Annotated in this window: 20 protein-coding genes; 10 read left to right on the top strand and 10 right to left on the bottom strand. The window is 70.0% G+C overall.

The features are described 5' to 3' along the window. Positions 1-40 precede the first annotated feature (40 nt). Both AC1RTO_RS17510 and AC1RTO_RS17505 read left to right on the top strand, forming a co-directional pair. On the top strand, positions 41-715 hold the full coding sequence (locus AC1RTO_RS17510) for a response regulator transcription factor (protein WP_493162088.1): 675 nt from the start codon (positions 41-43) through the stop codon (positions 713-715). Continuing rightward, complete coding sequence (locus AC1RTO_RS17505) at positions 712-2,055, top strand: ATP-binding protein (protein ID WP_493162087.1); 1,344 nt, start codon at positions 712-714, stop codon at positions 2,053-2,055. Before AC1RTO_RS17510 ends, AC1RTO_RS17505 begins: the two co-directional genes overlap by 4 nt. Positions 2,056-2,106: 51 nt before the next feature. Here the strand turns inward: AC1RTO_RS17505 and AC1RTO_RS17500 are convergent, their stop codons facing one another. The 9 genes from AC1RTO_RS17500 to AC1RTO_RS17460 all read right to left on the bottom strand — a co-directional run bounded on the left by AC1RTO_RS17500 (position 2,107) and on the right by AC1RTO_RS17460 (position 15,184). Then, positions 2,107-2,805: a FadR/GntR family transcriptional regulator gene (locus AC1RTO_RS17500; RefSeq protein ID WP_493162086.1), complete on the bottom strand. Its 699-nt coding sequence runs from the start codon at positions 2,803-2,805 to the stop codon at positions 2,107-2,109. After that, the gene (locus tag AC1RTO_RS17495) at positions 2,802-3,545 is read right to left on the bottom strand and encodes a helix-turn-helix transcriptional regulator (RefSeq protein WP_493162085.1); all 744 of its coding nucleotides are present in this window, start codon (positions 3,543-3,545) and stop codon (positions 2,802-2,804) included. The genes AC1RTO_RS17500 and AC1RTO_RS17495 overlap by 4 nt, the downstream gene beginning before the upstream one ends. A gap of 62 nt (positions 3,546-3,607) precedes the next feature. After that, positions 3,608-4,897 carry an MFS transporter gene (locus AC1RTO_RS17490; RefSeq protein WP_493162084.1) on the bottom strand — a complete coding sequence of 430 codons (1,290 nt, stop codon included), beginning with the start codon at positions 4,895-4,897 and terminating at the stop codon, positions 3,608-3,610. 54 nt (positions 4,898-4,951) lie between these two features. Further along, the gene (locus AC1RTO_RS17485; protein ID WP_493162083.1) at positions 4,952-6,352 is read right to left on the bottom strand and encodes an FAD-binding oxidoreductase; all 1,401 of its coding nucleotides are present in this window, start codon (positions 6,350-6,352) and stop codon (positions 4,952-4,954) included. A 4-nt stretch (positions 6,353-6,356) separates the two neighbouring features. Beyond that, complete coding sequence (locus AC1RTO_RS17480) at positions 6,357-8,531, bottom strand: TonB-dependent receptor (protein WP_493162082.1); 2,175 nt, start codon at positions 8,529-8,531, stop codon at positions 6,357-6,359. A gap of 136 nt (positions 8,532-8,667) precedes the next feature. Further along, entirely contained in the window at positions 8,668-10,173 is a 1,506-nt protein-coding gene (locus AC1RTO_RS17475; RefSeq protein WP_493162081.1) for a carboxylesterase/lipase family protein, read from the bottom strand. Positions 10,174-10,306: 133 nt separating this feature from the next. Continuing rightward, positions 10,307-12,250: a S9 family peptidase gene (locus tag AC1RTO_RS17470; RefSeq protein ID WP_493162080.1), complete on the bottom strand. Its 1,944-nt coding sequence runs from the start codon at positions 12,248-12,250 to the stop codon at positions 10,307-10,309. Positions 12,251-12,408: 158 nt separating this feature from the next. Further along, on the bottom strand, positions 12,409-12,864 hold the full coding sequence (locus AC1RTO_RS17465) for a hypothetical protein (protein ID WP_493162079.1): 456 nt from the start codon (positions 12,862-12,864) through the stop codon (positions 12,409-12,411). Positions 12,865-12,898: 34 nt separating this feature from the next. Next, on the bottom strand, positions 12,899-15,184 hold the full coding sequence (locus tag AC1RTO_RS17460) for a TonB-dependent receptor (RefSeq protein ID WP_493162078.1): 2,286 nt from the start codon (positions 15,182-15,184) through the stop codon (positions 12,899-12,901). Positions 15,185-15,263: 79 nt separating this feature from the next. Between AC1RTO_RS17460 and AC1RTO_RS17455 the strand changes: the two genes are divergently transcribed. From AC1RTO_RS17455 to AC1RTO_RS17420, 8 genes are all read left to right on the top strand, one after another. Continuing rightward, on the top strand, positions 15,264-15,815 hold the full coding sequence (locus tag AC1RTO_RS17455; protein ID WP_493162077.1) for a hypothetical protein: 552 nt from the start codon (positions 15,264-15,266) through the stop codon (positions 15,813-15,815). A 4-nt stretch (positions 15,816-15,819) separates the two neighbouring features. Beyond that, the gene (locus AC1RTO_RS17450) at positions 15,820-17,271 is read left to right on the top strand and encodes a PepSY-associated TM helix domain-containing protein (RefSeq protein ID WP_493162076.1); all 1,452 of its coding nucleotides are present in this window, start codon (positions 15,820-15,822) and stop codon (positions 17,269-17,271) included. A gap of 159 nt (positions 17,272-17,430) precedes the next feature. Then, positions 17,431-19,437 carry an HAD family hydrolase gene (locus AC1RTO_RS17445; protein WP_493162075.1) on the top strand — a complete coding sequence of 669 codons (2,007 nt, stop codon included), beginning with the start codon at positions 17,431-17,433 and terminating at the stop codon, positions 19,435-19,437. Further along, the gene (locus AC1RTO_RS17440) at positions 19,434-20,594 is read left to right on the top strand and encodes a glycosyltransferase (protein WP_493162074.1); all 1,161 of its coding nucleotides are present in this window, start codon (positions 19,434-19,436) and stop codon (positions 20,592-20,594) included. The genes AC1RTO_RS17445 and AC1RTO_RS17440 overlap by 4 nt, the downstream gene beginning before the upstream one ends. Before the next feature lie 13 nt (positions 20,595-20,607). After that, a complete protein-coding gene (locus tag AC1RTO_RS17435) occupies positions 20,608-21,528 on the top strand; it encodes a galactosyltransferase-related protein (protein ID WP_493162073.1) in 921 nt (306 codons plus the stop codon). Beyond that, positions 21,525-22,595, top strand: coding sequence for a glycosyltransferase (locus tag AC1RTO_RS17430; RefSeq protein WP_493162072.1), 1,071 nt, complete (start codon positions 21,525-21,527; stop codon positions 22,593-22,595). The genes AC1RTO_RS17435 and AC1RTO_RS17430 overlap by 4 nt, the downstream gene beginning before the upstream one ends. Beyond that, positions 22,592-23,473 carry a polysaccharide pyruvyl transferase family protein gene (locus tag AC1RTO_RS17425; RefSeq protein WP_493162071.1) on the top strand — a complete coding sequence of 294 codons (882 nt, stop codon included), beginning with the start codon at positions 22,592-22,594 and terminating at the stop codon, positions 23,471-23,473. The genes AC1RTO_RS17430 and AC1RTO_RS17425 overlap by 4 nt, the downstream gene beginning before the upstream one ends. Further along, the gene (locus AC1RTO_RS17420; RefSeq protein ID WP_493162070.1) at positions 23,470-24,381 is read left to right on the top strand and encodes a glycosyltransferase family 2 protein; all 912 of its coding nucleotides are present in this window, start codon (positions 23,470-23,472) and stop codon (positions 24,379-24,381) included. The genes AC1RTO_RS17425 and AC1RTO_RS17420 overlap by 4 nt, the downstream gene beginning before the upstream one ends. On the opposite strand, the gene AC1RTO_RS17415 is transcribed toward AC1RTO_RS17420, so the two are convergent. Then, positions 24,367-25,362, bottom strand: a complete 996-nt coding sequence (locus AC1RTO_RS17415) for a phospholipase C/P1 nuclease family protein (protein WP_493162069.1) — start codon at positions 25,360-25,362, stop codon at positions 24,367-24,369. The two genes, AC1RTO_RS17420 and AC1RTO_RS17415, sit on opposite strands and share 15 nt — an antisense overlap. Between the last annotated feature and the right edge of the window lie 2 nt (positions 25,363-25,364).

Raw genomic sequence — 25,364 nt, 5'->3', positions numbered from 1 at the left:
GGAAGACACGGGCAGGATAGCTGGAGTAGCCGGACCGACCATGCGATTGCTGATGATCGAGGACAATGTCGAGCTGGTGCGGATGCTGCGCCGCGTGTTCGAGGGGGCCGGGTTCGCGCTCGACCATGCCGGCACCGCGGATGACGGCCTGCTGATGCTCGAGCTCGGCCATTACGCCGCGGTCATCCTCGACGTCGGTCTGCCCGATCGCGACGGGCGCGAGGTGGCGCGGACGATGCGGATGCGCGACGATCCGACGCCGGTCATCCTGCTGACCGCGCGCGGCAGCGTGGCCGATCGCGTTTCCGGTTTCGATGCGGGCGGCGACGATTATCTGGTCAAGCCGTTCGCGCCCGAGGAACTTGTCGCGCGCGTCCAGGCGCTGCTCCGCCGCAGCGGGATGATCGCGCACCGCGAGGTCACCTGCGGCAACGTCGTCTTCGATCCGGCGTCGCGCGACGTCCGCATCGCCGGCGTCGTGACGGTGCTGTCGGCGCGCGAACGCAACGTCTTCGAAGCGCTGATCCACCGGTACGAGCGCGTCGTCGCCAAGAGCCAGCTTGAGGCGCAATTGTTCGGCATGGGCGACGAACTGGGCTCGAACGCGGTGGAGGTCTACGTCCACCGGCTACGCCGCCGCCTGGCCGAGGCGGGTGCGCGCGTGCAGATCGTCACCGTGCGGGGCGTGGGGTACATGCTGGTCGCATCGGCGTGAGGATCGTTGCGCCCCGGTCGCTGCTGTCGCGCATCCTGTGGTGGCATGGGGTGGCGGTGGTGGTGACCGCGCTCGCCGTATCGCTGGGCGTCTATCTGTTCCTCGATGCCACCGCGGATCATCTCGAACGGCAGACGCTGCGGTCGCAGGCGTTGGCGGTGCAGGGCGCTCTGCGCGTCGATGGCGAGGGGCGTCCGGGGATTGCGCCGCTGCGCGATACGGTCGCGCCCGGCGCGGCGGCGGGCATGGGGTATATCGTGGTCGATCGCGCGGGTCGCGCGCTGCTGACCTCCTCGCCCGCGCCGCCGATCGCCGTCGACCGCATCCCGCGCAAGGGTGAAGCGGCCTATTTCTCCCGGCGGTCGCGGCGCAGCGTCTATGCCGGGCTGAGCGTGCCGATCGTCGCGCGGGGACGGCCGCTCTGGGTGGTCGCGACGCAGAATCTCGACCATCCGGCCAACATCGTCGACGATATCGTGCGGCAGTTCCTGCTGTATGGCGTGCTGATCGTCCTGCCGTTGCTGCTGACCCTGCTCGGCATCGATGCGCTGATCGTGCGCCGGGCGCTGCGGCCCGTGCGTCGCGCCTCCGCGCTGGTCGGCACGATCGCGCCAACGCGGCTGGACGTCCGCCTGACCGATCCGGAGATCCCGATCGAGGTCCGTCCGCTTGCCGAGGCGGTCAACGTCGCGCTCGACCGATTGACCGACAGCCTGCGGATGCAGCGCGACTTCACCGCCGATGCCGCGCACGAATTGCGCACCCCGATCACCGTCGCGCGTATCCGCGCCGGCGAGGTCGCCGACCCCGCACTGCGCAGCGCGCTCATCGACGATCTCGACGCGCTGGCGCGGACGGTCGGCCATCTGCTCGATATCGCCGAGCTGGACTCGTTCGATACGCTGCCGATGGACGAGGTCGATCTGTCGGCGCTGGCGCGGCAGAGCGTCGCGGCGATCGCGCCGCTGGCCTTCCGCACGGGCAAGTCGATCGCGCTGGACGAGGACGGCCGGCACATCGTCATCCGCGCGCAGCCACAGTTCGTCGCCCGCGCGCTGGGTGCCTTGCTCGAAAATGCGGTAAAGCACACGCCGGCCGGGACACGGATCGAGGTCGGCGTCGGTGCCGCCAGCGTGTCGGTCACCGACGACGGCCCCGGCATTCCGCCGGCGGAGCAGGATCAGGTCTTCCGCCGCTTCTGGCGCCGGGATCGTAGCGCATCGGCCAATGCCGGGCTCGGCCTCGCGATCGTGCAGCGCGTCGCCGCGGTCCATGGCGGACGGGTGACGCTGGAATCGCAGCCCGGGCGGACGCGCTTCACGCTGCACTTTCCGGCATGAGCGGTGAAGGCCGTCGACCCGCGGCACCACGACGGATCGCGGCGCCGGCGGTTACCGGCGGCCGGCGAAGATGTCGCTGATCGACGTGTCGAAATGGGCCTCCATCAGGGTCGCGGCGGCGGCCGACGCGCGATCGGCGATCGCGGTGGCGAGGTCGCGGTGGACGGCGAAGACGGCGTCGCGCTCGTCCAGCGTCTCGCGCGTATCCCAGGCGGTGGGGACGGCGATGCGCATGAGATGTTCGAAGGAGCGGACGATCTGATGGAAGAGCGCGTTGCCGCCGGCGCGCGCGATGGCCTGATGAAAGGCGATATCGTGGCCGATGAGGCGGTCGAGGTCGTCGGCGTGGACCGCCATCTGACGCGCATGGTCGGCGATGATCCGCGCGTCCTCGTCCGACCGGTGCTGCGCCGCCAGCTCCGCGGTGCGCAATTCGAGCGTGCGGCGCACGTCCCAGACCTGCGCCGTGGTGACCTGCGCCGTTGCGACGGCATGGTCGATCGAGGCGGCCATCACCGAACCGTCGATCGCGCCGACCCGCGCCTTGCGACCGTTGCCGACGTCGATGACGCGCAGCGCGGCGAGCGCGCCGAACGCCTCGCGCATCACCGCACGGCTGACGCCCAGATCGGTCGCGAACTGGCCTTCGCCGGGCAAGGTGTCGCCGACCTTCAGGTCGCGATCGCGGATATGATCGCGGACGCGGCGGACGGCATGGTCGACGAGCGATCCGGCCAGCGGGGCGGTCATGCCGCGAGCTGCCGGCTGCGGAACTGCGTCGGCGCCTGGCCGAAGCGGCGCGAGAAGGCGCGAGTGAAGCTGGCGTTGTTGAGATAGCCGCAGCGATAGCCGATCGACGACACCGGCAGGTCCGTCGCAAGCAGCAGGTCGCGCGCGCCGCCCAGCCGCCGGTCGGCGATCGCGTCCGCGACGCTCATCGCGAACATCGACCGGAAGCCCCGCGTCAGCTTGGCGCGGTTCAGCCCGCAGGCGCGCGAGATCGAATCGAGCGTCAGCTTCTCGTTCCAGCGTTCGTCGATCAGGCGCCGTGCCTCGGCGATCCGCTGCGCCTCCACCGCGGACAGCGTGCCGGCGCCGTCGGCGGGGATCAGCGTTCCGTCGCCGATTCGTTCGAAGGTGACGCACAGCAGTTCGACGCATTTGGCGACGCGCAGCGTGGTCGCGGCATTGCCCGGCAGGCGTTCCTGCTGGACCGCGAGTGCGATGGCGCGCAGCTCGTTGGGCAGGTGCCAGCGCCGCGTTTCCGGCGGCACCGCGCCGAAGACGCGGACGCATCCCGCCGCGGCGACGACGAAGACGATGTCGAAGGGGGCAAGGTCGGGGGCCTGCGGATCGGGCAGGAAAGCGAAGGTCGCCGGTGCGAAGCGATAGCCGAACGCGACCGCCCCGGCGGGCCAGCCCGCCGCCGGCACGGCGCCGCCACCGATGAACGCCAGCATTTCCGGCGACACGTCGATCCGAGTCTTCATCGCATCCTCTCGTTTTATTATGCGGGGATGTTGAAGCTATCCGATAGCTGATGCAAGAGCTTTCAGATAGGTTGAGCCGTTGCCGACGCAGGGGCGCGGCGCATCGCGACGATGAAGGCGGCCAGTGACAGGGCGCTGGTGGCGACGCCGACGCTGGCCAGACCGCGGTCGAGGTTCTGTTCGCCGCCGAGCAGGCTGCTCGCCGCGGCGACCAGGGTCGGCGCGAGCCCGAAGCCGATCATCCCGGCGACCGCGATGAAGGCGCCGATGCACAGCCCGCGCAATTCGTTGGGGATGAAGACGGTGAGCGCGACCGAGGTGACGACACCGGTCACCGATCCGCACAGGATCAGCGTGCCGAGCGCGACCGCGAACAGCGGCACCGACGGTACGATCGGAAAGACGGCGGCGGGAATGCCGATCGCGGCGGCGGCGACCGCGGCGATCAGCAGGCCGCCCCGGCGACCGCTCTTCTGCCCCCAGTCCGCCGCGAGTCCACCGACGATGGCGCCCAGCAGCCCGGCGGCGAAGATCACCGATCCCATCCAGCCAGCGAACTCGTCGGGCCGCAACCCGAAGCTGCGCGACAGCACCGGCGCGGCCCAGATCGCCGCCGCGGCATCGGCCATCACGACGCTGACCTGCCCCATGAACAGCGGGATCAGGAAGGCGCGCCGCGCCCACAGTTCGGCTGCGATGACGCGGAAGGGCGCATGCGTGCTCGCCGCCACCTCCTGCCGTGCCGGTTCACGCAGCAGCAGGAGCGGGATCATGCAGAGGCCGCCGAGCATCGCGAGCGCGAGGTGCGCGCTGCGCCACGGGGCGGCGTGCCAGAACCAGTCGGGCGCCCGCCCGTGCAGGAACAGGCCGAACAGCGCGCCGGTCAGCCCGAACGCCAGCGCCTGCCCCAGCGACTTGCCGAGGTTGACGACCAGCAACGCCCGCCCGCGCTGTTCCGGCGCGCACAGGTCGGCGCACAGCGACAGCGCCGCGGTGAGCGCGCCGGTGGTGCCGATCCCGACCAGCATCCGCGCCACGAACAGCAGCCAGACGCTCTGCGCCACCGCGGTCAGCATCGTGCCGACGACGAAGATCGCGACCAGCCCGGTCATGATCCGCACCCGGTTGTGACGATCGACGAGGATGCCGATCGGGATCGAGAACAGCGCGAGCGGCAGCGCGGCGCTCAACCCCTGGATCAGGCTGAGCGCATAGTCGCTGAGCCGCATCTCCGCCTTCGCGCCCTCTTGCACCGTACCGAACGAGGCCAGCATGGTGAAGCCGAGCATCATCGCGAGCGCGAGCGCGAGTAGGGGCAGGAGCGAACGGGCGAAGGGGCGGGTGGTGGCCATGGCGGCTCCTGTTCGGGATGGGCGCCCCCTGCCCGGCGGGAGGGGGGGCGATGGCTAGAGGCTGAAGATCTTGCCCGGGTTGAACAGGTCTTTGGGGTCCAGCGCCCGCTTGAGCGTGCGCATCACGTCGACCGCGTCGCCCAGTTCCTCGACCAGCCATTGCTGCTTGCCGATGCCGATGCCGTGTTCGCCGGTGCAGGTGCCGTCCATCGCCAGCGCCCGGGCGACGAGCCGGGCGTTGACCGCCTGCACCTCGGCAAGGTCTTCGGCGGAGGCGGGGTCCATCGCAAAGATGACGTGGAAATTGCCGTCGCCGACATGGCCGAGGATCGTCGCGGGGACGCTGCACGTCGCGAGATCCGCCTTGGTCGCGGTGATGCATTCGGGCAGACGGCTGATCGGCACGCACACGTCGGTCGCCCAGCCGACTGCGCCGGGGCGGAGCGCGACGGCGGCGTAATAGGCCTCGTGCCGCGCCTTCCACAGTTTCGCGCGATCCTCGGGCAGGGTCGACCAGGCGAAGGCGCCGCCGCCATTCTCCGCCGCGAGCATGCCGACCATCTCGACCTGCTCGGCGACGCCGCCGGGCGAACCGTGGAATTCGAAGAACAGGGTCGTCACCTCGGGCAGCGACAGTTTCGACCAGGCGTTGACCGCGCGGATCTGCATGTCGTCGAGGATCTCGACGCGGGCGAGCGGCACGCCGGCCTGGATCGACTGGACGACGGTGTCGACCGCGCCCTCCAGCGTCGCGAAGCCGCAGACCGCGGCCGAGATCGTCTCCGGGATCGGGTGCAGCCGCAGCGTCACCTCGGTGATGATGCCGAGCGTGCCCTCGCTGCCGACGTAGAGGCGGGTGAGGTCGTAGCCCGCCGCCGATTTGCGCGCGCGGCGCGCGGTGGTGATGACGTTGCCGTCGGGGGTGACGACCTTGAGGCTGAGCACCGCCTCGCGCATCGTGCCGTAGCGGACGGCGTTGGTGCCGCTCGCCCGCGTCGACGCCATGCCGCCGATCGTCGCATTCGCGCCGGGATCGATGGGAAAGAACAGGCCGGTATCGCGCAGGTGTTCGTTGAGCTGCTCGCGGCGGCAGCCGGCCTCGACGACGCAGTCGAAATCCTCCGGGTTGACCGCGACGATGCGGTTCATTTCGCCCAGATTGACGCTGACGCCGCCGCGCACCGGCACCGCATTGCCCTCGATCGAGGTGCCCGCGCCGAACGGGACGATCGGCACGTCGGCGGCGACGCACAGTTTCACCAGATCGACGACATCCTCGGTCGAGCGGGCGAAGACGACCGCATCGGGCAGGACGACGTCGAAATGCGCCTCGTTCGCGCCATGCTGCTGCAGCATCGCGGGCGAGGTGGTGAAGCTGGCGCCGAACCGTTCGCGCAGCCGCCCGACGAACGCCGGGTCGAGGGCCGCGCGTGCGATGCTGGTGTCGATATGCATGGGATCAGAACCTGAAGCCGAGGCGCGCGCCGATGCGGCGGCGATCGCCGATGATGCCCAGATCGGACGCGGGCAGCCCGGCGAGCTGCAACGTCGTCTTTTCGATATAGGCGTCGAAATACTCCTTCTGGAGCAGGTTGTTGGCGAACACCGCCAGCTCCAGCGGGCCGCTGCGATAGGTGATCGCGGCGTTGACCAGCGCATAGGGGCGCAGGATCGTCGGCACCGTCTGGTTGAGCGTGCCGGCGAGGCGGCTGCCCTTGGCGACGACGCCGCCGGTCAGGGTCAGGCTGTCGGTGCCGCCCAGCGGGATCGTGTAGTCGGTGTAGAGATTGCCGGTCCAGTCGGGCTGGAAGGTCAGCCGGTCGGACGACAGCGTGCGGCCAGTGACGCGCGTATAGGGCGAAGAATCGGTCAGGCGTGCGTGGATGTAGGTGACGCTGCCGTTGATCGACCAGTTGCTGACCGGGCGGATCGTGGCTTCCAGTTCGGCGCCATAGCTTTCGACGTCGCCGGAATTGAGGTCGACGGTGACGAGGCCGCCGCCCGCGGCCGGCGCGATCGAGTTGAGGCCGATATAGTTGCGATAATCGTTGTAGAAGACGTCGCCCGACAGGCTGAGCTTGCGGTCTGGCGAAACGTATTTTGTGCCGATCTCATAGGTCCAGGCGCTGTCGCCCTTATACTGGCGGATTGGCGCGGTCGGCGCGTTGAAGCCGCCGCCGCGATAGCCGCGCGCGACCGAGGCATAGGTCATCAGCTGGCTCGACCAGTGGCGCGTCACCGACAGGCGGGGTTCGACCTGATCGGACTTGAGCTGCGCGGAGGTGAAGGTGGTCGGCAGCGTCGCCGGGCCGACGCTGATCGACACGTTGCCGTCGGCGCTGCGCTTTTCGTGATCGTAGCGCAGGCCGAGCGCGACCTCCCATGCGGTGGTCGGCTTCCAGAACAGCGTACCGAAGGCGGCGTAGGTGTCGGCTCTGGTCGCATTGTTGGTCAGGCGGGTAAGATTGGCGGGCAGGATGCGCGTGCGGTCGAAGGCACCGGTTTCCTCGCGGCTGTAGAAAAGGCCGATCAGCGAACTCAGCGTGCTGCCGATCTCGGTATCGAGGCGGGTTTCAACCGTCTTGGTGCGCAGGCGGTCGGTGCCGTTGCTGCGGGCGATGTCGGCAGGGCCGAAATCGGCATCGGTATCGGGCGAGACGCCGTTGCGGGCGTCGTACGAGCCGACGAGCGTGAATTTCGAATTGATGCCCTCGATCGGCGTTTCCAGCCGCGCGTTGACGCCGCGATAGCGATATTCGACGCGGCTCGGCACGTTATACTGGACGATCCGCGAGTAATCGGTCGGACCGGCGACACGCGCATAGGGCGTGTTGGCGCCCTTCACCCAGTCGTAATAGCCGTTCACGGTCAGCACCACGTCGCCGGTGGGGACGAAGCGGATCGTGCCGTTGAGCGAGTCGGTCTTGAACGGGCTCGCGTCGATGCCGAGGATGGTGTTGCGCAGGAAGCCGTCCTGCTGGCGATGCCCGGCGGCGAGGCGGACCTGTAGCACATCCTTGATAATCGGCCCGCTGACCGATGCGCTGGCGAGGAAGCTGTCGTCGGGGCCGGCGACGCTGAAATTGCCGCGCGCCTCGGTCTCGTTCGACGGCTGGCGGGTGATGACGTTGATCGCGCCGCCCAAAGTATTCTTGCCGTACAGCGTCCCCTGCGGGCCGCGCAGCACCTCGATCCGGTCGATGTCGAGCAGCGGGTTGTTGAGGTAGGACGTGTTGGGTTGGTAGATGCCGTTGATGAACAGGCCGACGCCGGGCTGGACCGACTGGACCAGCGTCACGCCGACGCCGCGGATCGAGACGAAGGCGCGGCCCGATCCGTCGCTGGTGATGTTAAGGCCGGGGGTCAGCGTCGCCGCCTCTCGCACCGAATTGATGCCGCGTTCGGTCAGCGTGTTGCCACTGATCGCGGTGGCGGCGATCGGCACGTCGAGCAGGGTTTCGGCACGCTTGCGGGCGGTGACGACGATCTCCTGATCGCCGGTCTGCGGCGCGGGGCCGGTTGCCCTGCCCGGGGTGGTGTCGGTGGCGTCGGGCGCCTCGGCGACCTGCGCCTGGGCGGCGGCGGGCAGCACCAGGAACGCGGTGGTGGCGACAAGCAGGGTGCGAAGGCGCATCATGGGATCCTCTCTACGGCCGGTGAGTCTTCGCCCACCTGTCAGAAAGGTTTTGCGCCCTCCTAAACCTATCGGAAAGGTCGTGCGGCTGTGCCGATCGGCATTTCGACTTGGCCGATGGCGGGCGCAGGGGCGGTCATGGCAGGAAGGCGGCGGCGGGCATCACCGGCTCGGTGACCGTCTTGCCCGCGGCAAGATGGTAGACCTGTCGCGTCTCGCGATCGAACGGCGCCCAGGGCAGCGATCCGTCGCGGGCGAACTGCACCCAGATCGCATGGACGCGCGTCGCGAGATCCTGCGGCGGCGCGGTGCCGCACAGCCCGTCCTCGCCGGTGCAGGTGGCGAGGCTATCGAACACGAAGGGCAGCTCCATGCCGTGCGACGCGCCGAGCCCATCATCGTACCGCGGCGAGCGCCATTCGAATTCGTACAGATGGGTGACGCCGCGATGCGCCTCGGCGAAGCGGCGGGCGGGCCAGCGGAAGACGAGGTCGGTCATCGCGTCGGTCAGCGCCTGCCCCGGGGTCTTGCCGCGGCCCATGCCATAGGCGCGGAGGACAGCCCAGGCGCGGGGTTGCGACTTGCGCAGCACGAACCAGGCGAGCAGCGACCCCATCCGGTGGCGCAGCCGGTCGCGGACTCCCGACGGCACGAGATACAGGTTCATCTCCTCGGCATTGCTACCGATCAGCAGCTGCACCCCGGCGCCGGCGCCCCGTTCGAGCGCGTCGAGCGGCGGGAGCGGCAGGACGTCGTCGCCATGGACGGGGACGAAGCGGCTGATCCCGAACACCGGCTCGCGCCCGTTGTCATCGCGAAGGTCGAGGCGGGTGGTCGGCTGCGATACCTTTTCCACCGCGTCGAGCAGCGCGTTGCCCGGCGCCACGCCTTCGAAGCCGGCGCGGTGCGGGGTGATGCCGAGCAGCCCGGCCATCTTGCGCACCAGCCGCTGCGCGACGGGAAGGGGGCGGGTCATGCCGCCATGGCCGCTCTGCACGATCGCGCGTGCGAACAGCCCGTCGGCGAGCGGCGAGGCGATCAGGTCGGCGATCGCCATCGCGCCGGCGCTTTCGCCGAAGACGGTGACATTGCCGGGATCGCCGCCGAAGCAGGCGATGTTCGCCTGTACCCAGTGCAGCGCGGCGATCATGTCGCGCAGGCCGAGATTGGTCGGCACGCCGGGGATCGGCAGAAAGCCGTCGACGCCCATCCGATAGTTGATCGCGACGTACAGGATGCCGTCGCGTGCGAAGGTCGCGCCATCCTGCACGCCCGCATCCTTGCTGCCGACGACGAAGCCGCCGCCGTGGATGAACAGCATGACCGGCAGGGGCCGATCCGCCCCGGCCGGCTGCCAGATATCCAGCGTGAGATAATCGTCGCCCTGCGACCAGCCGCGACCGATCAGCGGCGCGGCGTCCAGCCCCGGAACGACCCGCGTCCGTTGCGGGGCGTTGGGACCGGGGTCGCTCGCCTCGCGGATGCCGGACCATGGCGCGACCGGCTGCGGCGGCTGGAAGCGGCGTTCCCCTACGGGCGCGGCGGCATAGGCGATGCCGCGGAAGACGGTGAGATCGCCGACCCGGCGACCTCGCACCGTGCCGGCGGCGATCCGGATCGTGTCTGGCGATGAAGACGTCATGGCCCATCATGCCCTGCGCCGTCCGCGAACCAAACCGCCGTCACTGTGCCCGGTGGCACATTCGCGATGCTGCGCAGGTGAAGGCGGACGGCGCGGTCGGGTGCGGGCAGATGCCCGACCGCGCCGTCATCGGTCAGCGCGCGGCCGCGGCGCCGTCCACCTGGCCGGCCTTCACCTGCGCGGTCGACGCAGTCAGCGCGTCGCCGACCGGTTCGGCGCGGCCGCCGAGGCATTTGGCGAGGAAGTTCTCGGCGACGGCGTTGAACGCGATGTTGTTGACCGGGCGGGCGAAGCCATGGCCCTCGTCCGGGAAGACGACATAGGTGACGGGGATGTTCTTCGCCTTCATCGCAGCGACGATCTGGTCGCTCTCGGCGACGTTGACGCGGGGATCGTTGGCGCCCTGGCCGATCAGCAGCGGCTTGCTGATCGCGTCGGCATAGGTCAGCGGGCTGCGTTCCTTCAGCAGCGCCTGTCCCTCGGGCGTGCCGGGGTCGCCCATCCGGCGGTACATCTGCTGCTTGCCCGCCTCCCAATAGGGCGGGATCGTCTTGAGCAGCGTGAACAGGTTCGACGGCCCGACGATATCGACACCGCACGCGAACACGTCCGGCGTCATCGTCAGGCCAGCGAGCGTGGCATAGCCGCCGTAGCTGCCGCCCATGATCGCGACCTTGTCCTTGCTGGTGACGCCGCGGTTCACCGCCCAGTCGACCGCGTCGAGCAGATCGTCGTGCATCTTTCGGCCCCATTGCCGGTCGCCCGCCTGGACGAATTTCTTCCCGAAGCCGGTCGAGCTGCGATAATTGACCGACAGCACCGCATAACCGCGATTGGCGAGCCATTGGTGATAGCCGTTGAAGCCATAGCCGTCGCGCGCCCAGGGACCGCCATGGACGAAGAGCACCATCGGCACGGGCCCGGTCGCGTTCTTCGGCCGCGTCAGGTAGCTGACCATCGACAGGCCGTCGCGGGTCGGGATGTCGATCGATTCCATCGCGACCAGCGGCGCCCCGACCAGCTCCGGTCGCGGCGTGTAGAGCTCGGTCAGCGCCCTGGCCCGGCGGTCGTAGAGCCAGGTGGAGGAGGGGGCGGTGACCGGGTCGAAGGTCACCAGCCAGCGGTCGTCGGCATCGGTGCGGCTGCCGACGAAGAACTCGCCCTTGTTCTGCGCTTTCAGGAAGGCGAGGTCGGCCTTCACCGCGTCGCCGACGGGGACATATTCGTTGCGGTGGAAATAGACCGAATAGGCCTCGACCTTGCCGGTCTTCGGATTGGTGAGGCCGCCGCCGACATCGGCGCGGTCGTCGGCGCCGATCGTGGTGAATTTGCCCGTCGCCATGTCCTGCGCGAGCAGCGCGCGGGTGTCGCGGCCGCGGGCGTCGGTCCAGTAGAGCGTCTTGCCGTCCTGCGTGAAGCCAAGCGGCGCGGTCGAGGACGCATCCTCGTAATCGACGCTGGTGAAAGGCTTCGGCTCGACCTTGTTGTCGACGATGCGATAATAATCGACGCCGCTGTCAGGCCGCGTCTTCGCCGCGATACGGAGCTTCAACTGGTCGTCGGTGACGAAATCGGCATAGCCGTCGTTCTGGAAGACGGGGGTGAGCGTGCCCGTGGCGAGGTTGAGTTCCTGCACGTCGTGCCAGCGCGGGTCGCGGTTGTTGACGCCGACGAGGATGCGATCCTTGATCGTGTCCGACGTGCCGACGATCTGGACGCGCGTCTTCTCGAACGGAGTCAGCGCCTTCTGCCGGCCGGTCGCGAGGTCGACGCCGTAGAGCAGGAAGTTCTCGTCGCCGCCCTTGTCGTTGACGAACAGGATCTGGCGCGAATCGGGCGACCAGAAATAGGAACGGATCGGCCGCGTCTTCTCGGCGGTCAGCGGGCGTGCCTGACCGGGGGCGTCGACGGGCGCGACCCAGACGTTGAGCACGCCGTCGCGCGGCGCGATGAAGCCGAGCCACTTGCCGTCGGGCGAGAGCTGGCCCGCGGTGCGGGTCGGGTTGCCGAAGAGCTTGGCGCGCTCGATCAGCGCCACGCCCGATGTCGACGCCTGAGCGCCTGCGTTCGTCGTCATCAATGCTGCTCCTGCCGCGGCTGCCAACAAGATCGTCCTGCGCATGTTCGCCTCTCCCGGAAATGGTGTGTTATCAATACAGCACGCTTCGGACGGATCGGCAAGCCGTGCGATCGGGTGGCGAACCGCCCGGGTTCGGGCCCGATCGACGGTTAGCGCTAGCGGACGGGCGTGGCCTTGCCGGGGCGATCCTGCGCCATGTCGATCATCACCGCCGCCGCCGCCAGCGCGTGGGCGAACATCGCGCGCGCGGCCGGGTCCCGTCGCGCGGCGAGGCATGGGGGCAGCTGACCGAGCGTCGCCGGATCGGCGAGCAGGCGGCACAGCAGGGCCTCGTCGCCGTCGGGGCCGAACGGACAGCCGCGACACAGGGCGCGGCCGAGGCAGCATTCGCCCAGCGTCATCACGCTGTCGAGGACGGGCGCGAGCATGTCGTAGCCGAGCGGCGCGAGCAGCCCGTGCAGCCGCTGCTGCGCCGGCTCGTGCCGATCGCGGGCGGTACGCCAGCAGCGCGCGGCGCGCGCGATCACGGCGGCGGGGATCGTCACCCGTGCCTCGGCGGCACGCGCCGGTTCGTCCGGGCCCGATCCGCGGTGGATCGGGCCGGCGACCATGGCCGACGGGATCGGCGCCGGGGCGTGCGGGGGGTCAAAAGCGCCCTTCGAAACTGAGGCCGACGACTCGCGGCTCGCTGATCGAGCCACGCCTGCGGCCGTCGAAATCGGTGTAGAAGCTGGTCGGCCGTTGCGTATCGAGGATGTTGCTGGCGATCAGGAATGCGCCGAAATGCCGCCCCTGCCAGCCGGTCTTCGCATTGACCAGCGTCAGCCCCCTGATGTCGCGCCGGATCTGGTCGACGTTGGTCTGGAACAATGCGCTGCGGAAATTCGCGTTCACGTTGGCGATCAGGCCGTTGGTCCGGTGCCACGTCATGCCGGCCGAGGCGGTCCAGCGCGGCGATCCGCCGAATTCATTGCCGTTGGCTGCCCCCGATGCCGTCCCGACCGGAACGGTGAAGTCGAGGAACTTCGACCGGCTGTGGCCGCCGCCGACGTAGAGGTCGAGCGTCCGGGCGGGGCGGCCGCGCAGCTCCACCTCGAACCCGTAGAGTCGCGACTTTCCCGCATTCACGACCTGCGAATCGAACACCGCGCCGGGCGTCAGCTGGACCGCCACCTGCTGGTCCCGCCAGTCGATGTAATAGGCGTTGGCGTTGAAGGTCAGCTTGCGCCCGAACCATTCGGAGCGGAGCGCCAGTTCGTAGTTCCAGGTATATTCGGGGTCGTAGGTGAAGGCCTGCGCGCGCTGCTGGTTGATGCCCGCGCCGCCGGCGCGATAGCCGCGCTGCACGGTCGCGCTGAGCGCCACGTCGCGCGCTACGTCCCATGTCGCGCCGAGCTTGGGCAGCCAGGCGTCATAGGTCACCGTGCGGACCGGTTCGACGCTGTTGGCACCGGCCGCCGTGGCGGCGAGCAGAGCGTTGAGCCGGGCGACGACCGGCGCCAGCGCCGCGACCGGCACCGTCGCGGGATCGGGCAGCGCGCCGTTCAGGACCACCGTCTGCGTGGCCCCCCGCTGCTGGCGCTCGCTGTCGTACCGCAGGCCGGCACGCAGCCGCAGGCGATCGGTGATCGGGAAGGTGAGGTCGGTGAACCCGGCGAGATTGCGCGTCAGGCGCGGTTGCGACAGGCTGTTCCGGATCGACACGACGCCGCCATAGAGCGCGAGCACCGCATCCACGGTCGGTCGGGTCAGCCCCAGCGCCAGCAACTGGCGATCGACGCCGAGACGGGTGAGGTTCAGGCTCTGCGTCGCCTCGAAGCCGTACCCGCGATTGTCCTCGCGCAGATAATAGGCGCCGACCAGCCCCTCGACCCAACCGAGGTCGAGCGCGAGCCGCACCTCCTGCTGGTACGTCTTCGCCGGATCGCGGGTGTTGCTCGTCTGCCCGGGTTCGGGATTGCGATCCGGATCGGACAGATAGCCGGCCTGCACGTTCGAATAGTTGGTGACCGACGTCAGTGTGCCACGGTGTCCCAGGTCGTAGCTCGCTTCCAGCGTGCCGATATCGCTGACGATCCGGCTGACGGAGGCGACATCCTCGGTGACGATCCGGTCGTTGCGGGCGTAGGGGGCATCGAATTCGTTCGCGAACGCGCCCCGCGTGTGCCGATCGTGCAGATAGGTCGCCACGACGCGCAGGGCGGGGAGGGCGGTCGGCGTCAGCAGCAACTTGCCGCGGATCGTCTCCGAGGCGCGGGGATCGGCGTCGCGGTGCAGCGTTCGGTTGTAGAGCAGGCCGTCGGCCCGCGCGACCTCGCCCGCGAGGCGGAAGGCGACCTGTCCGTCGACGACCGGGCCGCCGATCGCGCCGGCGGCGCGGCGCTGTCCGTCGGCGTCGGTCATCATCAGCCGCGCGCGTCCGCTCCAGTCGAAACCGGGATCGGTCGTCCGCACGATGACCGCCCCGGCCAGCGCGTTGCGGCCCTGCACCGTCGACTGCGGCCCGCGAAACACCTCGACCTGCGCGATATCGTAGAGGTCGAGCGGCCCGTTGTTCAGCGCGGCGCGCGGCAGCACCGCGCCATCGACATAGACGCTGGCGAGCGCCCCGTCGCCGGCGCCTGATACGTTGAACGCATCGATCCCCCGGATCGTGAAGCTGTTGCGGTTGGCGCCGATCGCGACGTTCGGCGTGCGTTCGAGCACGTCGTACACGTCGATCAGATTCTGTTCGACGATCGTCTCGGCGGTGGTGACGGCGACGCTGGCGGGCGTGTCCTGCAGCGTCCGATTGGCCTTTTCGCCCATGACGACGATGTCGTTGCTCGCATCCTCCGCAGGCGGGGTCGCCGCCACCGGCGCCTCCTGCGCCGCCAGCGGCGCGGCGGACGAGCAGAGCAGCGCGGCGATCGCCGATCGAACCAGAAACATCTTGACCCCCCAATGTCGTTACGGCAGCGAGCTAGTCATGATGCACATGCGAGTCAATCGCATTAGCGAAGGTGTTAAAATGCTGGTGATATTGGGGGCGGGCGGAGTCGGAGCGACGGTCGGGGCGATCGTCGCATTGTGGCGCGGGTCGGCGACGCCCGCCCGCGGACGGGTGTTTCGCCGCCTCGCGGCGATGCTGGCGCTCGCCTCCGCCGCTTGCTGGATCGCCGCGTTCGGCGCCGAGATCGGCATCCCGTTGCTGCTCGAGACATGGGCGCTCGCCGGCTTCGCCTTCATTCTGACCCGGCTGGAGCGGCGCCCGGACCGGGCGGCGCGCGAGCGTGTTCAGGCTGGTGCGGCCGTCCCCCGCAACGTGTCGCGCGGGATCGCCCGGGTCGCGGTCGCGGGGCCGCTCGGCTTCGCCGCCGCGATCGGGATCGCCGCCGCGATCGCGACCCGCGCGCCGCTCGCCGAACAGACGCGGCTGATCGGGGCGGGATTGCTGGTGCCGAGCCTGTGGGCGGTGTTCGTCGGCTGGACGCTGATGGCGCGGCGCCTGCCGATGCCGGCGGCGGGCATGGCGGCGCTGGCCGGCAGCGGCCTGGGTCTCGCCCTGCTGGGACAGGGATAGGCCGATGCGCGCACCCTCCAGCGATTTCACCCGCCGGATGCTGGACGGCCATGGCTGGCTCGGCCTGATCTTCGGCGCGATCCTGTACGCGATCTGCCTGTCCGGCACGCTGATCGTGCTCGTCGACCAGCTCGGCCGGTGGGAGCGCCCGGATGCCCCGGTGGTGCGGGGCATGGCGACGCCGCGGCTGGCGATGACGATCGACCGCGCCTTCGCCCGGGCGCGCGCCGAACATCTCGACCACGACCTGATCGTGCGGATGCCGAGCGACGAATATCCGCGGATGAGCGTCTTCGCGATCGGGGAGAGACGCAGCGCCGAATGGTCGGTCGATGCGGCGGGGCGGATCGGCGATCCGGTCAGCACGCCCTTCGTCGCGTTCGTCCAACTGCTCCATTTCAACCTGACCGTACCGGGGGCGATCGGCCGCTATCTGGTCGGGATCTTCGGGACGATGCTGCTCGCCAGCCTCGGCACCGGCATCCTCGCGCACCGGCGCATCTTCAAGGACGCCTTCCGGTTGCGATGGGGCGGATCGCGGCGGCGGAGCAATGCCGACCTGCACAATCGCATCGGCGTCTGGGCGCTGCCCTTTCACCTCGTCGTGTCGCTGACCGGATCCCTGCTCGGCCTGTCGGGCCTCATCATCATGATCGTCGCGCTGATCGCCTATCGCGGCGATCAGGAGAAGGCGATCGCCTCGCTGCTCGGACCGCAGCCGAGCAAGGACGCCCGACCGGCGCCGCTGCCCGACGTGGCCGCGATGATCGCGCGGGTGCAGCGCGACATCCCCGGCGCCAGCGTCACGCAGATATTCTTCCACGAGGCGGGCCGGGCGGGGCAGATCGCACAGGTGGCGGTGGCCGCGCCCGCGCATCTCGCCCGCAACGAGACGTTCACCTTCGCGGGCGACGGCCGGTTGCTCGCCAAGGCCGGATATACCGACGGGTCGGTCGGCATGCGCGTCTATGGCATGATAACGCCGCTGCATTACGGCACCTATGGCGGGCTGCCGCTCAAGCTCATCTATGTCGTGCTGGGGGCCGGGCTGACCCTGATCGTCGCGACCGGCGGTACGATCTGGCTCGCGCGGCGGCGCGAACAGGGGCGTGCCGCGCCGCGGCTAGAGCGGGCCTGGCCCGCGGTGCTGTGGGGGCAGCCGATCGGCATCCTGTTCGCTGCGCTGGCCGGCTTCGTCGCGCTGCCCGCCCTGCCGGTCTATTGGAGCGCGACGGTCGCCCTGCTGCTCGTCGCGCAGGGGCTGCGGTCGCCAGACACGGTCGTGGCGATCGGGCGCCGCGCCGCGGCGCTGTCGTCGCTGGCGGTGGGGGCGATCCATCTCGCGACGACCCGGCCGGGCGATCCGATGGCCTGGGCGATCGACGCGGTGCTGATCGCGGCGGGATCGGCCTTGTTGTGGCGGCGGCCGGCGCCGCGCCGGACGCCGGCCGGATAGGCGGCGGCACGCGTCCCGGCGGAGCGCCGCGGCGCCTCGTGCGGGACCGATTGTCAGGAATGTCGGATAACGTATTGATCCAGATCGGTACGCGGAAACAACGGCGTGTGAGGTCGTTACTCGTTCAAACAAAACGGGGCGGCCTTGTTCATAGTGCATATGGCGTTGGGGGGCTGCCTTAAGGCCCCTCCGATCAACTTTGGCATCACCGCCGATTCCGGTGGTCATCTCGCCTATGTGATGGACGCCGCGCTGGCACAGGCGGCGCTGCCCGCGGTGAGCCACGTCTCCATCGTCACGCGTCGTTTTGCCGATGCGCACCTGCCGGTCGAGCATGACGTCTGCCGCGAGATCGTCGCCGACCGGGTGACGATCGACCGCATCTCCACCGACAATGCGCTCTATCTCGAAAAGGAAGCGCTGGCGGCCGAATTGCCCGCCTTCGTCGCGGCCTTCTGTACCTATCTCGCCCGTCTGCCGGCCTTGCCCGACGTCATCCATGCGCATTTCGCCGATGCCGCGGCGGTGGCGATCGAGGCGCGGCGGCGCTTCGGCATTCCGTTCGTCTACACGCCGCACGCGCTCGCGATCGACAAGCGCGGGCAGGGGCTGGGCGACGACGGCCTCGATGCGCGGATCGCCGCCGAGCGGCAGGCGATCACCGCCGCCGATGCGCTGATCGTCTCGACCCTCGACGAGGCGGAGCGGCAGGTGCGCGCCTATGGCGTCGCGGTCGAGGGGCGGATCCGCTGTATCGCACCGGGGGTGCCGCAGCGGCTGGGCGGCGTCACCGCGCCGACGCTGGTCGATCGGCTGGGAGAGATGGTCGACCGGCCCGAACTGCCGATCATCCTCGCCATCGCGCGGCCCGTCGCCAAGAAGAATCTCGCCGGGCTGGTGCGCGCCTATGCCGGCGACCCTTCGTTGCAGGCGCAGGCCAATCTGGTGATCCTCGCCGGGCAGGACGATGGCCGCTCGTCCGACGAAGAGGGTGCGATCCGCGCGGAACTGTCCCGCCTGTGCGATACGCCGGCGCTGCGCGGACGGGTCGCTCTGCCGCAACGCCATGACGCCGCGGACGTCACCGCGCTGTACCGGCGCGCGGCGCAGGGCGGGGTGTTCGTCAATCCGGCGCTGCACGAACCGTTCGGCCTGACGCTGATCGAGGCGGCCGAGGCCGGCGTGCCGGTGGTGGCGACGCGTTATGGCGGGCCGACCGAGATCGTCGCGGCGATCGGCCATGGCCTGCTGGTGGAGCCGCGCGACGGCGTGGCGATCGCCGCCGCCTGTCGTGCGATCGTCGGCGATGCCGCCGCGCACGCGGGGTTCCGCGCCGCGGCGCTGGCCAATCACGGCCGCTACGACTGGACGCGCTATGCCGCGGAAGCCGTGACGGTCTATCGCGGGCTCAGGCGCCAGCCCGCGCTGCTCGCTTGCGATATCGATCATACGCTGACCGGCTGCACGGCGGCGGCGGCGGCATTCGCAGGCTGGCGACGCAGCGCGTCGATCCCGTTCGTGGTCGCGACCGGGCGCTCGTTCGCCGAGGCGTGCGCGGTGCTGGCGCACTGGCAGCTGCCGGAGCCGGACGCCTTCATCACCGATGTCGGCACGCGCATCATGCTGGCCGGCGACGACGGCGCGTGGCGGGCGTGCCCGGCCTATGCGGCGGCGCTGGACGCGGACTGGGACCTGTCCGCGGTTCGCGACGCGCTGGCGCCGCTGGGCATTACGCCGCAGGCGGAGGCGACGGCAGGGCCGCACAAGCTGAGCTTCTTCGGCGATGCGGCGGATGCCGCGGCGATCCGGGCGACGCTGGCGGCGGCGGGCCTGTCGGCGCGGGTGATCTTTTCGCATGGCCGGCTGATCGACGTGCTTGCGCCCGCCGGCGGCAAGGCGGCGGCGATCGCCGCCTATGCGGACCGGTTCGGACTGACGCTGGCCGACTGCGTCGCGGCGGGAGACAGCGGCAACGACGTGGATATGCTGGAGCGCTGCGGCAGCGCGATCGTCGTCGGCAATGCGGGCGACGAACTGGCGATGCTGGCGGAACGCCCCGGCCTGTACCGCGCGGAGCGGCATCATGCCGCCGGGGTGCTGGAGGGACTGGAGCGGCTCGGCCTGGCCGATGCCCCCGCCACCGTCGCGTCGCGGATCGCGGCATGATGCGGCCGTTCGGCTATTTCGTCCATCATCAGGGTCGCGGCCATGCTGAGCGCTGCGCGGCGATCGCGCATGCGCTCCCCGCCGAACGGCCGCTGACGATCTTCTGCGCGCGCGACGACATCTTTCCGGACCTGCCGCCGCAGGCGCAGATCGTCCGCATCCCGTCGCTGTTCGAGCCGACCGGGATCAAGGCGGCCGACGCCGACTGGGTGCCGACCCCGTCGACGCTGCATTGCGCGCCGCTCGGCTGGCCCGGCATCCGGCAGGCGATGGCACGGATGGCCGGCTGGTTCGCGGAGGCCGATCCGGCGCTGATGATCTGCGACGTCTCGGCGGAGGTCGCACAGCTCGCACGCATCTGCAGCGTGCCGCACGTCAAGGTGCTCCAGCATGGCGATCGGAGCGATGCCGGCCACCGCGCCGCCTATGACGGTGCGGCGGGGCTGCTCGCCGCTTTCCATGCCGATCTCGCGCAGCCCGAATGGGATGCGGCGATGCGGCAGCGGACCTGTTTCGCCGGTGGCCTCGGCGTCGACACGCGCGTGCCGGAGCGCGAGCTGGCGCGGCAGCGGATCGGCGTCGGCGCGGACGAAGAGGTGATCCTGGTGATGGCGGGCGGCGGCGGCGGCGGGTTCGGCCAGGCGCCGCTCGGCGTCGGCGCGCGGAGCCGCCCGTCGGCGCGCTGGATCACGATCGGCCCGGTGGTGCGCGACTGGCATGCGACCGAGCCTGCCAATATCGAACATCGCGGCTGGGTGGACAATGCCGCCGATCACGTCGCCGCGGCCGATCTGGTCATCGCCTCGACCGGCAACACCACCTGCCAGCAGATCCTCGCGGCCGCGCGGCCGTGGCTGGCGGTGCCGGAATGGCGCTATTTCGACGAACAGCATCGCAAGGCGGAGGCGCTCGCCGCCGCCGGCGTCGCCTGCGTGCGGCCGCACCTGCCGTCGTCCGCCGATGCGTGGACGCAGGCGATCGAGACGGCGCTGCTGACGCACGACCCCGTGCGGCAGCGGGCGATGATCGCCGACGCGCCCGCCGCCGATGCGGCGCACTGGCTGGAGGCGCTCGCCGCGCGATTGTGGCCCGAGCCCGGCGCAGGCACCGACTCCGGCATCGATCCGACTGCCGTCCAACCCCTTCCTTCGATCTGACCGGAGCCCCGTCATGTCCGTTTCCGTCGTTACGCTGGCCGGCGGCCGCCCCGATCATCTTCGCAACCTCGTCACCGGGCTGACCCGCCAGACGCAGCTGCCGGTCGAGCTGATCGTTGCGGTCATGCAGGATGGCACCTATGACCTGCCCGCCGCGCCATTCCCGATCCGCCAGATGATGATCGCCGGCGGCGACCTGCCGCTCGCCGCGGCGCGCAATGCCGCCGCGGGTGCCGCCGTGGGCGATGCGCTGGTGTTCCTCGACATGGATTGCATTCCGACGCCGACGCTCGTCGCCGATTACGCGCGCCGGCTCGGCGAACTCGACGGCTTGCTGATGGGGGAGGTGATGTACCTGCCCGGCGGTGCGACCGACGGCGACTGGCAGAGCGCGGCGTTCGAGGCGATTGCGGTGCGGCATTCGGACCGCCGCGGGCCGCCCGCGGACGGCATCGAATTGTGCAACGACTATCGCTGCTTCTGGTCGCTCAACTTCGCGATGCGCCGCGCCACCTTCCTCGCGGTGGGCGGCTTTCACGAGGGGTATCGCGGCTATGGCGGCGAGGACACCGATTTCGGCAAGCTGCTCGACACCGCCGGCGTGCCGATCGCCTGGATCAAAGGCGGGCTGGCGCACCACCAATACCATCCGCACCATATGCCGCCGGTCCATCATATCGACAGCGTCGTGCGCAACGCCGAGCTGTTCGAGGCGCGCTGGGGATATCGCACGATGGGGCATTGGCTCTATGCGTTCCGGCTGATGGGGCTGGTCGACGATGCCGAGAATGCGCCGATCCGCATCCTGCGCCGTCCCGATGCCGACGACCTCGCGCTGACCGGGCAGCAGAGCCATCAGCCATATGCCAATACCGCGAGCGTCATCCGCGTGCTCGAGGCGCGCATCGGCGGCGCGGATCGCGTCGCCGCGTGAGGATCGCGCTGCTCGCCCATGTCCGCCAGCGGATCGCGCAGCCGTTCATGGGGGGCATGGAATCGCACAGCTGGTATCTGGCGGAGGGGCTGGCGGCGCGTGGTCATGACGTCGTGCTGTTCGCCGCGGGCGACAGCGATCCGCGCTTCACGATCGACCCGGTGCTGGCCGAACATTACGAGCGGACCTTTCCGTGGGCGGAGCATCGCGGCTCGGCGCCCTTGATCGCGCATGTCGATGCCGGCTATGCCGCGGCGTGCGACCGGATCGCGGCGGGCGGGTTCGACGTCGTCCACAACAACAGCCTTCACCGCTTTGCGATCGAGCCGGCGCGGACCGCACGCGTCCCCACCGTCACCTCGCTGCACGTGCCGCCCTATGACGCGTTGCACTGGTTCGTGAAGGCGAGCCCCGCGCCGACCCACCGACTGACGGTGACGTCGCACAGCCAGTTGCGGGCGTGGTTCCCCGACGGTGCGCCGCCCGAGGCATCGGTGCTGCACAACGGCATCGACCCCGCGGCATGGCCGTTCGCCGCGACGGGCGAGGGCGCGATCTGGTGCGGCCGGATCACGCCCAACAAGGGCACGCATCTGGCGGCGCAGGCGGCCCTGCGTGCCGGCGTGCCGCTGACGCTGTTCGGATCGATCGAGGACCCGGACTATTGGGCGGCGGCGGTCGAACCCCTGCTGGGACCGATGGTCCGTTATGGCGGGCATCTGGAGGGGAATGCGCTCGCCGTCGAGCTGGGGCGGGCGGGGGTGTTCCTGTTCACGCCGTGCTGGGACGAGCCGTTCGGGCTGGTCGCGATCGAGGCGATGGCCTGCGGGCTGCCGGTCGCGGCCTTCGACCGCGGCGCTGCGGTCGAGGTCATCGGAGAGGCGGGGCGGTTCGCCCCCGCCGACGATGTCGACGCGCTTGCCGCCGCGATCCGCGCCGCGCTTACGATCCCCCGCCACGTCCCGCGCGACCGGGTCGAGCGATTGTTCACCCGCGACCGCTGGCTCGACCGATGCGAGGCCCTGTATGCCGAGGTCGTCGCCGCACGGCTGTCTCGGGCCGCGTGACGGGGATCGACGTCGTTGCGCGCCAGCAGGCGGCGTTGCTGGCGATGTACCGCCGTCACGTCGGTCCGGGCGACCGGTATGCGCTGGTCGATTTCCCCGACCACGCCAATGTCGGCGACAGCGCGATCTGGCTCGGCGAGATCGCGATGCTGCGGGGCATCACCGGCCGCGATCCGGACTATGTCGCGAGCTGGGACGGGTTCGACATGGCGGCGTTTCGCGCGGAGAGCCCGACGGGCGTGCTGTTCCTGCACGGCGGCGGCAATCTCGGCGACATCTGGCGGCATCATCAGGCGTTCCGCGAGACGATGCTGGCGACGGTGCGCGACCGGCGCATCGTCCAATTGCCGCAGTCGATCCATTTCCGCGATCCTGCAGGCATCGCCACCTTCGGCGCGCTGGTGGCCGGGCATCCCGATTTCCACCTCCATGTCCGCGACCGCCCCGGTCTCGCGCTGGCACGGCGCCATTGGGCCTGCCCGGTCGATCTCGCCCCCGACAGCGCCTTCGCGCTCGGCCGGCAGGCGCGCAGGGCAGCGGACTGCGACCTGCTGATGCTGATGCGCACCGACGACGAGCGCGTCGCGCACGATGCGGTCGAGGCGGATGCCGTGGTCCTCGACTGGCTCGACGACGGTCCGCTGCCCGAGCGCCGGGCGGGCGAGACGCATCCCAGCCATTGCGAGCGCCTCGCCGCCGCGCGCGTCGATCGCGGGCTGGCGCTGCTGTCGCGCGGGCGGCGGATCGTCACCGACCGGCTGCACGCGCATATCCTCTGCCTGCTGCTCGACATCCCGCACGTCGCGCTCGACAATGATTACGGCAAGCTGTCCGCCTATATCGCCGCCTGGACCGCGGATTCGTCGCTGCTCGCATGATCCACGTCAGCCTGCTGATCTGTACGCGCGACCGCGGCGTCTCGCTCGACCGGACGCTGGCGTCGATCACCCGCGCCGCAGCGGCATTTGAGGGGCTCGAGGTGGTGCTGGTCGACAATGGGTCGTCCGACGATACGCCGGCCCGGCTGGCCGCGTGGCGGGATCGGCAGCGATTTGCGGTGACTTTGGTCGACGAACCGCGGCCGGGGCTGGCGCGGGCGCGCAACGCCGGTCTGGCGCGGGCGCGGGGGCGGATCGTCGCGCTGACCGACGACGATTGCGTGCTCGACCCCGGCTATTTCACGATGCTGGTCGCGCGCTTTGCCGACGTGCCGGCGCCCGTCGTCATCGGCGGGCGCATCCGGCTGGGTGATCCGGCCGACCTGCCGGTGACGATCAAGCTGGAGGATCATGCGATGGTCGCGCCGGCGGACGGCTTTCCCGGCGGGTTCGTGATGGGCGCCAACCTCGCCTTCACGCGCGACGTCGTCGCCCGCGTCGGGACGTTCGACGAACGATTCGGGGCGGGGGCGCCGTTCCGCGCGGCGGAGGACACCGACTTCCTGTTCCGCGCGATGGGCTGCGGCATCCCGGTTCGCTACGATCCGCACTTCGCCATTCTACATTATCATGGCCGCCGCTCCCCCGAAGCGTTGCGGACGTTGCTGACCGGCTATGCGTTCGGTGACGGCGCGCTCTATGCGAAGCATCTGTTCGCCGACCGGCGGATCGCGCGCGTGCTTCGCCGCGACGTCGGCGACGCGGTGACCGAGCTATGGCGCAGGCGACCGGTGTTCCCGACGATCCGGTTCTTCCACCTGTTCCGGCTGAGGACCCTGCTCAGGGGGTTCGTCTTCTACGGCCTGTGCGCGCTGCGGCCGCGCGACGATGCGTCAGTCGGGCGCTGATCCGGTTTCCGGGTTGAAGCGCGGATTGGCGAAGTCGATCGGCGAGGGCGTGACCTCGGCGGGGGCGGCAGCGCTTTCCGTCCAGGCGCGACACAGCATGTCGCGCAGCATCGCCGCGCCGGCGGCGGTGCGATCGTAGATCAGCTTGCGCACGTCCCGATCGGCGAAGTCGGCGAAGCCGTTCCGTTTCTCGAGCACATAGACGCGCTCCATCGCGTCGCCGGCGGTGTCGAGGAAGGCGAGCACCGCGTCGAACATGTCGCCGCTGCGATGCCCCGGTGCGCCGATGCGGGGGGCGATATCCGCCACCGTCAGTTTCATGCCGTCGACGAAGCGGCTTTCGAAGCGGCCGTGGATCGAGCGGTCCGTGGTGTAGCCCCTGGGGTTGTCCCCGCGCCAGCCGTCGCTGTTGACGGAATCGTGCAGCGGCTGCGCGCCATCGCCGATGTAATGGCCAAGGCGAATGACGTCGAAGGCGCAATGCTGTTCGGCGAACCCGGCATCGCGGCCCGCCGCGCGGGCGGCGCGGACGTCGCGCATGCAGACGACGATCCGGTCGTAGGCCTCGATCGCGGCATAGGGCAGGGTGCCGGTCCAGCGCACGTTGGTGCGCGCCGCCGTGGCCGGATCGGTGCGCTTGATCGTCTCGTGGTGCTTGAACAGCGCGATCACGAATTCGTATCGCGACCGCGGGATTGGACGAAGGAAGGTGAATTGTTCGCGGAACCAGCCGTGGTTCGGATCCTCCTCGATCTTCGAGAAATTCTCGGACGATCCGCGCCAGGCGTCGGGCAGCGACGCCGATCCCGCGATATAATCGACGTGGGCCCGCAGGAACGTCGGGCCGTCGTCGGGGATCGCCTCGATTGCGGCGCGGTCGATCACCGCATGCGCGGTGCCGCCCCATGCCTGCGCGGGGGCGGGAAGCAACGCCGCCAGCGCGCCGGCGGCGATCGTGGCAAGCAGGGCAGGGCGCATCATCG

This window comes from Sphingomonas sp. GW821-FHT10F09 (assembly GCF_058809195.1).
This window is presented reverse-complemented; position numbering and strand designations above follow the sequence as displayed.

Bases quoted from the DNA above. Each gene is read 5' to 3' on its own strand.
- AC1RTO_RS17510 (WP_493162088.1), top strand. From the start codon at position 41: ATGCGATTGCTGATGATCGAGGACAATGTCGAGCTGGTGCGGATGCTG.
- AC1RTO_RS17500 (WP_493162086.1), bottom strand. From the start codon at position 2,805: ATGACCGCCCCGCTGGCCGGATCGCTCGTCGACCATGCCGTCCGCCGC.
- AC1RTO_RS17495 (WP_493162085.1), bottom strand. From the start codon at position 3,545: ATGAAGACTCGGATCGACGTGTCGCCGGAAATGCTGGCGTTCATCGGT.
- AC1RTO_RS17490 (WP_493162084.1), bottom strand. From the start codon at position 4,897: ATGGCCACCACCCGCCCCTTCGCCCGTTCGCTCCTGCCCCTACTCGCG.
- AC1RTO_RS17485 (WP_493162083.1), bottom strand. From the start codon at position 6,352: ATGCATATCGACACCAGCATCGCACGCGCGGCCCTCGACCCGGCGTTC.
- AC1RTO_RS17480 (WP_493162082.1), bottom strand. From the start codon at position 8,531: ATGCGCCTTCGCACCCTGCTTGTCGCCACCACCGCGTTCCTGGTGCTG.
- AC1RTO_RS17475 (WP_493162081.1), bottom strand. From the start codon at position 10,173: ATGACGTCTTCATCGCCAGACACGATCCGGATCGCCGCCGGCACGGTG.
- AC1RTO_RS17470 (WP_493162080.1), bottom strand. From the start codon at position 12,250: ATGACGACGAACGCAGGCGCTCAGGCGTCGACATCGGGCGTGGCGCTG.
- AC1RTO_RS17465 (WP_493162079.1), bottom strand. From the start codon at position 12,864: ATGGTCGCCGGCCCGATCCACCGCGGATCGGGCCCGGACGAACCGGCG.
- AC1RTO_RS17460 (WP_493162078.1), bottom strand. From the start codon at position 15,184: ATGTTTCTGGTTCGATCGGCGATCGCCGCGCTGCTCTGCTCGTCCGCC.
- AC1RTO_RS17455 (WP_493162077.1), top strand. From the start codon at position 15,264: ATGCTGGTGATATTGGGGGCGGGCGGAGTCGGAGCGACGGTCGGGGCG.
- AC1RTO_RS17450 (WP_493162076.1), top strand. From the start codon at position 15,820: ATGCGCGCACCCTCCAGCGATTTCACCCGCCGGATGCTGGACGGCCAT.
- AC1RTO_RS17445 (WP_493162075.1), top strand. From the start codon at position 17,431: ATGGCGTTGGGGGGCTGCCTTAAGGCCCCTCCGATCAACTTTGGCATC.
- AC1RTO_RS17440 (WP_493162074.1), top strand. From the start codon at position 19,434: ATGATGCGGCCGTTCGGCTATTTCGTCCATCATCAGGGTCGCGGCCAT.
- AC1RTO_RS17435 (WP_493162073.1), top strand. From the start codon at position 20,608: ATGTCCGTTTCCGTCGTTACGCTGGCCGGCGGCCGCCCCGATCATCTT.
- AC1RTO_RS17420 (WP_493162070.1), top strand. From the start codon at position 23,470: ATGATCCACGTCAGCCTGCTGATCTGTACGCGCGACCGCGGCGTCTCG.
- AC1RTO_RS17415 (WP_493162069.1), bottom strand. From the start codon at position 25,362: ATGATGCGCCCTGCCCTGCTTGCCACGATCGCCGCCGGCGCGCTGGCG.